This window comes from Sediminibacterium salmoneum NBRC 103935 (assembly GCF_000511175.1).
Classification (GTDB): domain Bacteria; phylum Bacteroidota; class Bacteroidia; order Chitinophagales; family Chitinophagaceae; genus Sediminibacterium; species Sediminibacterium salmoneum.
Map to the genome: position 1 here is coordinate 857,042 of NZ_KI866530.1, position 7,994 is coordinate 865,035.

The following is a 7,994-nucleotide window of genomic DNA, read 5'->3' on the forward strand; positions in this document are numbered from 1 at the left end:
CCTATCCCCTGTGTGCCTTGCCCCACGACTGATATAAAAAAGCCCCAGGTAAACACCCGGGGCTCTGTATAGTTTTATTTAAAAGTATTAGTAACCCATTCCGCCCATATCAGGTGCGCCACCGTGCGCATGAGGAGCTTCTGGTTTTGGCTTATCAGCAATTACACACTCTGTAGTTAATAACATCGCAGCAATTGAAGCAGCATTTTCCAATGCAACACGAGATACTTTAGTAGGATCAATTACGCCTGCTTTAAATAAGTTCTCATAAACTTCTGTACGAGCATTAAATCCAAAGTCTGCTTTTCCTTCCTTGATTTTCTGAACTACAATAGAACCTTCGATACCACTGTTTACCACAATCTGACGCAATGGTTCTTCAATGGCTCTTTTTACAATCTGGATACCTGTAGCTTCATCTTCGTTGGCACCTTTTAATTTCTCAAGGCTTTCTACTGCACGAATATAAGCAACACCACCACCAGGAACAATTCCTTCTTCTACAGCAGCTCTGGTTGCATGTAAAGCATCGTCTACACGATCTTTCTTTTCTTTCATTTCAACTTCAGTTGCAGCACCAACGTATAATACAGCAACACCACCGCTTAATTTAGCCAGGCGCTCTTGTAATTTTTCGCGATCGTAATCAGAAGTTGTATTTTCAATCTGAGCTTTGATTTGATTTACTCTTGCAGCGATATCTGCTTTTTTACCCTTGCCACCAACAACAATCGTATTGTCTTTGTCTATGGTGATAGAAGCCGCCTGACCTAAGTAAGTTAAGTCTGCATTCTCCAATTTAAAGCCTTGTTCTTCGCTGATTACAGTACCTGCAGTTAAAGTAGCAATATCAGTTAACATTTCTTTTCTGCGGTCACCAAAACCAGGTGCTTTAACAGCAGCTACTTTAATGGTGCCACGCAATTTATTAACAACCAATGTTGCCAATGCTTCACCTTCTAAATCTTCAGCAATAATTACCAATGGACGACCTGTTTGCGCTACTTTCTCCAAAATATGAAGGATATCCTTCATTGCACTGATTTTCTTGTCGTAGATCAGGATATATGGATTCTGCATTTCAGCTTCCATTTTCTCGCTGTTGGTAACAAAGTAAGGAGAGATATAACCACGATCGAACTGCATACCTTCCACAACATCAACTGTTGTATCAGTACCCTTAGCTTCTTCAACGGTAATAACACCTTCTTTACCTACTTTAGCCATGGCAGTTGCAATCAACTTACCAATTTCATTGTCACTGTTTGCAGAGATAGTAGCTACCTGCTCAATTTTTTTGGTATCATTTCCAACAGTCTGAGACTGAGCTCTTAAGCTATCAACCACTTTGGCAACAGCTTTATCAATACCACGCTTTAAATCCATTGGATTTGCACCAGCAGCTACGTTCTTTAAACCTTCGCTGATGATTGCCTGCGCCAATACAGTAGCGGTAGTAGTACCATCACCTGCAATATCTGCAGTTTTAGAAGCTACTTCTTTTACCATTTGAGCACCCATGTTCTCAATAGCGTCTTCCAGTTCAATTTCTTTTGCAACAGAAACACCATCCTTTGTTACAGAAGGTGCGCCAAATTTCTTTTCAATAACTACGTTACGACCTTTTGGTCCTAATGTAACTTTTACAGCGTTGGCTAAAGTGTCAACGCCTTTTTTCATTTTATTTCTAGCTTCAATGTCAAAATAAATTTGCTTAGCCATATGTATTATTTGTTTAATTAGGAATGTTTAGAATTAAAGAATAGCCAAAAGATCACTTTCTCTCATGATCAACAAATCCTGTCCTTCAATTTGAACTTCTGTACCTGCATATTTACCATACAATACAGTATCACCTACTTTTACGGTCATAGGCTCATCTGCTTTACCTTTTCCGGCAGCTACGATTACACCACGTTGTGGTTTCTCTTTTGCAGTATCAGGGATAATGATTCCACCAGCTGTTTTTTCTTCAGCAGCAGCAGGCTTTACAAGAACTCTGTCGTGCAGAGGAGTAACGTTGATTTTCTTAGCCATACGTTATAAATTTTGGTTAGTTGTTTAAAATTTACTCTGAACAAGCCATAATTATGCCATTCCTTTAAATGAGTCAATTTTTCAGTTTGGCTGTTAGTTTCTTGTAAATCAAACCAATTGTTGTCAGAAACCAGATAAAATAGTCTAAATAGTAGGTGCCAATATGCCAAAATTGCACTTTGTTGCTTTTATGCAGGCAGGATAGGCAAAAAAGCTTAGCTTTGCAGCGTTTTAAAAGCTCTTATTGAATGATCAGTAGAAGAAATATCCGCGTTAAAGTGATGCAATTGCTCTATATGATGGAAGCCGCGGATGCCAATAATTCGTTTAAAAATCCCGTACAGACATTAGAAAAACAAATGGACAAAAGCCGGGAGCTTTTTGTTTATCTGGTGTATTTTATTGCTGAAGTTGCCCGATATGCAGAAGTCAGTGCGCAGAAAAGAGCTTCAAAAAATTTACCCAGCCAGGCAGACTTAAACGTGAATATCAAGATAGCTGGCAACGATTTTATCTGGAACCTGCTTGAAAACAAGGGCTACCAGATATGTCTGGAACAGGATCATCCGGAAAAAATCCTGGATAAAAGCCTGGTTGCCCAGATTTTTCAGCATTTAACGGCACATCCTGTGTATGCAACCTATATTGCGGAAGACAGCAGAGAAAAGTCTAAGGAAAGGGAAATCATCAAGATTATATTCAGTGAATTGATGTTACCCAACGAACTTTTCATTTCTCATATTGAGGAATATTTTAATAATTGGGACGATGATGCTGAAATGATGGAGCAGCTGGTACTTACATTTATCCAGAAGCCCAAATCGATCAAGTTCAATGAAATCATGAGTCCTGACAAATGGGAATTTGCAAGAACTTTATTAACCACTGCCATTGGTAAAAAAGAATATTGCACCGACCTTATTAAGCCAAAATTGAAAAACTGGGACGCAGAAAGAATTGCCCAGCTAGACATGGTTCTAATGCGCATGGGCTTATGCGAATTATTGTATTTTGAAACCATTCCTACTAAAGTAACCATCAACGAATATATTGATCTGGCCAAGGAATACAGTACGCCACAAAGTGGTCAGTTTGTAAACGGCATTCTGGATAATATTCACAAAGAATTAGTAACGGATGGCAAAATCCAGAAAATTAGTTTCAAGTAATTCCTTTTATTTGCAAATCATTTAAACAGTTATTTTATGTTATTAAACGTGTTAACCCTTTTAGCAGCCGACCCAAAACAGGGTGGTACAGTGCAATTGATTATGATGGGTGCCATCATTCTTGTCTTCTGGTTATTTATGATAAGACCTCAGGCTAAAAAAGCAAAAGAACAAAAGAAATTTATTGATAATCTTCAGAAAGGCGATAAAATTGTAACCATCGCTGGCATTCACGGTGTGGTTAATAAAATCAACGAAGATGGTACCTTACAATTGGAAGTTACGCCAGGAAGCTACCTTAAGATAGAAAAATCTGCCTTGAGCATGGAGTGGACTGCTGCTATCAACAAAACCACTACAGAAGATAAAAAATAATAAAAGCTGATTAAAGGATAAACCATACAGGTTAACCCTTAATTTTAAGTCCTGCAATTCAGTTGCAGGACTTTTTTTATGCTTAGTATTGGACTAACAGGAGGAATTGGAAGCGGGAAATCAGTAGTAGCTCAGATATTCAGAACACTGGGCATACCCGTATTGGATGCTGATGCATTGGCAAAAAGAATTATGCAGGAAGACCCTGAAGTAAAAGCCAGCATCCTACAATGTTTCGGTGAAAAAGCTTATCAGGATAATAAATTAAACAGGGCATATCTTGCAGATATTGTTTTTAAAGACCCATTTCAATTACAGGTATTAAATGCCATTGTTCATCCGGCAACCATTGCTGCAGGTAAAGAATGGGCTAATAAGCAGCAGGCTCCTTATACCATTAAAGAAGCTGCCTTGTTTTTTGAGTCTGGATCGGCAGAAGGAATGGACAAAATCATTGGGGTATATGCTCCCGATGCCATCAGAATTCAGCGGGTAATGCAAAGAGACAAAATTAGCAGAGAAGAAGTGCTAAATAGAATGAATCATCAAATTAGTCAGACTGTCAAAATGAGATTATGCGACTATGTTGTCATGAATGATGAGCAACAGCTTTTAATCCCTCAAATACTAAAAATACACGAGGAACTTTCCAGATAATATTATTTATCCTTCTCAATTAAATAACACCATCTCTTCAGCTTTCCTTCAAAATCGAATGGGGTAGTAGCTTTGGTGATGTCTTTAATGCTTGTTGACTGAATAGATTCCCTTTCTAACTGAAACCTCACAAAATTAGTACTGAAATACAACTGACCTCCCGGAGACAATGCCAACAATACGTCGTTGATTAATTCAGCATGGTCTCTTTGAATATCCAGAATATCTTTCATCCGCTTACTGTTGCTGAAAGTAGGAGGATCCATGATAACCAAATCAAAACTATTGGGCTTCAATGTTTTTAAATATTGCTTTACATCGGCATGTACAAAATGATAAGCATTCTTGTTTTTGTAAAGATTGATAGTCATATTGTCTTCAGCCCAGGACAGGTAAGTCTTAGACAAATCAACGGAAGTAACATTTGAAGCACCGCCAGCTGCTGCATACACAGAAAAAGATCCGGTATAACAAAACAGATTCAATACACGTTTGTCTGAGCAACTGTTTCTGACCATTTTACGGGTAATACGGTGGTCTAGAAAAAGTCCGGTATCTAAATAATCTTTAAGGTTTACCAGAAATTTCAACCCATCTTCCAGTACGGTATGGTATTCTTTTTCTTCGTTTATTTTTTCGTACTGTTCGTCTTTATGGCTCATCCTTTTCCGAAGCTTAAAGTGCATCCGCTCTTCGGGAATACCTATAACAGTAGAAATCATTTGTCTGCACTCCTGCATCCATGCTTCATGTTCTTCGTCCTCCATTCCATGTTTTCGCAAGTATTCAGCTATATACAACTGATCCTCGTACAATTCAATGCTGAAGGGGAATTCCGGCAGGTCATGATCGTAAACGCGGTAACAGGTAACCTGCTGCCTCCTTGCAAGCTTACTCTTGTGTTTAAAAACTTTGGTAAGCCTGTTTACAAACATCTCGGCTTTAACTGGATCCATCATACCTGAAATTGAATCACGAAGGTACAAGCCATTCATACATAAAATGACAGGAAAAAGGTGAATTCCACTATATTTAGTAACTAAAGATTGCACATGAAAAAACTCTTTTGGATGGTCAGTTGCCTTTATATTTACGGTAAGGCAAATGCTCAAAAATATCCAACACCAACCGAACAAAACAATCGTTTAACTCAACTTGCAAAATCACATCCCAAATGGGTAAACTTACAATCACTTGCCAAAACAGCAGGTGGTAAAGATATCTGGCTAGTGACCTTGGGTTCTGGTAAAACAGAAACAAAGCCAGCAATTGCCGTTGTGGGTGGGGTAGAAGGTAACCATCTTATTGGAACTGAACTGGTGATTCAATTTGCAGAAAAAATGCTGAAACAAATTGACAAAGACAGTATTCAGCAACTTCTATCAACACATACCTATTATTTGTTTCCCAATATGAGTCCAGATGCAATGTCTGCTTATCATGATAAAATAGTAGTTGAAAAACTAGGAAACGGCAGCCAGACCGACGATGATAGGGATGGCCGATTGAACGAAGACGGATTTGAAGATTTAGATGGAAATGGAAAAATCACTCAAATAAGAGTAGAAAGCCCTGTGGGAATATATAAAGTTCATCCAGATGATCCCCGGGTATTAATTAAAGCAGATTTATCGAAAGGTGAAAAAGGAAAGTACCTTCTTTTTTCAGAAGGTATTGATAACGATAAGGATGGCTCACTAAATGAAGATGGAAACGGGGGAATACATTTTAATAAAAACCTTACATACAAGCATAAGACTTTCGCCCCTGGCGCCGGAGAGTTTCCAGCCAGTGAAATTGAAACCAGAGCAATTTTGGATTTCCTTTATGACGCATTTAACGTACATACAGTGGTGAGCTTTAGTAGTTTAAATAATTTAAGCTACAACGAGGATAAAACAACCAATGTTGTCAGTGATCTTTACAATAAAATCACGGGAACCAAAGACGCTCCAAAAACAATTGCCGAAGGCGGCGATTTTTTAAGTTGGGCTTACCAGCATTACGGCAGATATAGTTTTAGTACTCCCGGATGGTGGACACCTAAAGCAAAACCAGATACATCTAAAAAGGAAAAAGCATTGAGCGTTGAAGATCCAATAGCCAATTACTTAAGATGGAGTGCCCAACAAGGTCTATCTCATTTTAATGAGTGGAAAACTATTGCGCATCCGGATTATCCGGAGCAATTGGTACAAGTAGGTGGCATTGATCCATATGTAATGATTAACCCTCCTTATCAATTAGTAGAAAGCATTGCACAAAAGCACACAGATTTCCTAATTAAACTAGCACAACTCAGAGCACAGGTTAATATTCAAAAAGTGAGTGCTGAAAAGCTGGGCAATGGATTAACTAAAATTTCCATTGAAGTTATTAATAATGGACTCTTACCTACGCATAGTAAGTTTGCAGATAGAAATTATTTTGTAAAAAGACTGAAAGTTGCCATTCAATTAAACGACAAGCAACAGTTAATTGGAGGTAAAAAATTAGAATTAATCAACAACATGGATCCTAATACAATGCAGCAATTTAGCTGGATTGTGAAAGGTAACGGAGACATTTCAGTAGAAGCCGGGTCTCCGTCAATTGGTGTTGCTAAAAAAACAATCTCTCTACAATAAATCAACTCCAATGAAAAAAATATTTTTATATACGATTCCATTTTTACTATGTGCAACAGTGAATGCACAAGATCCCAACCAGGTTTTTAAAGCTGCAGGTACCCCGGTGAATCCAAAAGTTCAGGCAAGCTGGAACCGCTATTATGATCATGCCGGTATTACTGCATTATGCAAAAAAATTGCTTCTGCTTATCCCGAACTGGTAAAATTAACAAGTCTCGGAAAATCATATGCGGGGCGAGACTTATGGTGTTTAACCATAACAGATTTTAAAAAGGGAAATGAGTTAACTAAGCCGGGCATGTATATTGACGGAAATATTCACTCAAATGAAATACAAGGAGCAGAGTTTGCTTTATATACTGCCTGGTATTTATCAGAAAGTTTTGCAGATACCAAATTCATCCAGGAATTACTTGCAGATAAGGTTTTTTATATAGTCCCTAGTATAAACCCGGATGGAAGAGATAGTTATATGCATCAACCCAATACATCCAGTTCACCAAGATCCGGGGTTAAACCAGTGGATAATGATGGAGATGGCTTAGTTAATGAAGATTGGTATGACGATTTAGATGGAGATGGGCATATTACCATGATGCGTAGAAAATCTATTCATGGCAGATACAAAACAGATCCGAAAGATCCCAGAAATATGCTACTTGCCGGAACAGATGAACAGGGAGATTATGAATTACTAGGCATGGAGGGAATTGACAATGATGGAGATGGTAGAGTAAATGAAGATGGATACGCTTTTGAATACGACCCAAATAGAGACTGGGGTTGGGGATGGCAGCCAAATTATATTCAAAACGGCGCCTACAAATACCCATTCTCAATACCTGAGAACAGAGCCATTATGGAATTTGTAATGAAACATCCCAATATTGCTGCAGCACAATCCTATCATAATGCCGGTGGAATGATTCTGAGAGGGCCGGGAGCTTCTGCTGATATTAGCACATATAATTCGCAGGATGTAGCTATTTATGATGCAATCGCCAAAAAAGGGGAAGAATTAATGCCTGGATATAAATACCTGGTGGTTTATAAAGATTTGTATTCTGCCTATGGGGGAGAATTAGACTGGTTCTATGCCGGCAGAGGGATTTATACCTATTCCAAT

The 7,994-nt window shown here is 38.4% G+C and carries 8 protein-coding genes; 5 read left to right on the forward strand and 3 right to left on the reverse strand.

The features are described 5' to 3' along the window. Window positions 1-87 precede the first annotated feature (87 nt). Window positions 88-1,722 carry a chaperonin GroEL gene (gene groL, locus P767_RS0104185; protein ID WP_026751836.1) on the reverse strand — a complete coding sequence of 545 codons (1,635 nt, stop codon included), beginning with the start codon at window positions 1,720-1,722 and terminating at the stop codon, window positions 88-90. Window positions 1,723-1,755: 33 nt separating this feature from the next. After that, window positions 1,756-2,037: a co-chaperone GroES gene (locus P767_RS0104190; protein WP_026751835.1), complete on the reverse strand. Its 282-nt coding sequence runs from the start codon at window positions 2,035-2,037 to the stop codon at window positions 1,756-1,758. 248 nt (window positions 2,038-2,285) lie between these two features. Here P767_RS0104190 and nusB point away from each other — a divergent pair, with 248 nt between their 5' ends. From nusB to coaE, 3 genes are all read left to right on the forward strand, one after another. Next, on the forward strand, window positions 2,286-3,206 hold the full coding sequence (gene nusB, locus P767_RS0104195) for a transcription antitermination factor NusB (RefSeq protein WP_026763522.1): 921 nt from the start codon (window positions 2,286-2,288) through the stop codon (window positions 3,204-3,206). A 36-nt stretch (window positions 3,207-3,242) separates the two neighbouring features. After that, the gene (gene yajC, locus P767_RS0104200) at window positions 3,243-3,581 is read left to right on the forward strand and encodes a preprotein translocase subunit YajC (protein WP_026763523.1); all 339 of its coding nucleotides are present in this window, start codon (window positions 3,243-3,245) and stop codon (window positions 3,579-3,581) included. A gap of 78 nt (window positions 3,582-3,659) precedes the next feature. Further along, window positions 3,660-4,238, forward strand: coding sequence for a dephospho-CoA kinase (gene coaE / locus P767_RS0104205; RefSeq protein WP_026763524.1), 579 nt, complete (start codon window positions 3,660-3,662; stop codon window positions 4,236-4,238). Between the two features lie 2 nt (window positions 4,239-4,240). Here coaE and P767_RS0104210 read toward each other — a convergent pair whose 3' ends face one another. Next, entirely contained in the window at window positions 4,241-5,197 is a 957-nt protein-coding gene (locus P767_RS0104210) for a class I SAM-dependent methyltransferase (protein WP_245586828.1), read from the reverse strand. 93 nt (window positions 5,198-5,290) lie between these two features. Here P767_RS0104210 and P767_RS0104215 point away from each other — a divergent pair, with 93 nt between their 5' ends. Together P767_RS0104215 and P767_RS15790 are read left to right on the forward strand one after the other, a co-directional pair. Next, complete coding sequence (locus P767_RS0104215) at window positions 5,291-6,865, forward strand: M14 family metallopeptidase (protein WP_026763526.1); 1,575 nt, start codon at window positions 5,291-5,293, stop codon at window positions 6,863-6,865. 10 nt (window positions 6,866-6,875) lie between these two features. Continuing rightward, window positions 6,876-7,994 (forward strand): M14 family metallopeptidase (locus tag P767_RS15790; RefSeq protein ID WP_037351614.1); only part of this gene is annotated, 1,119 nt, incomplete at its 3' end.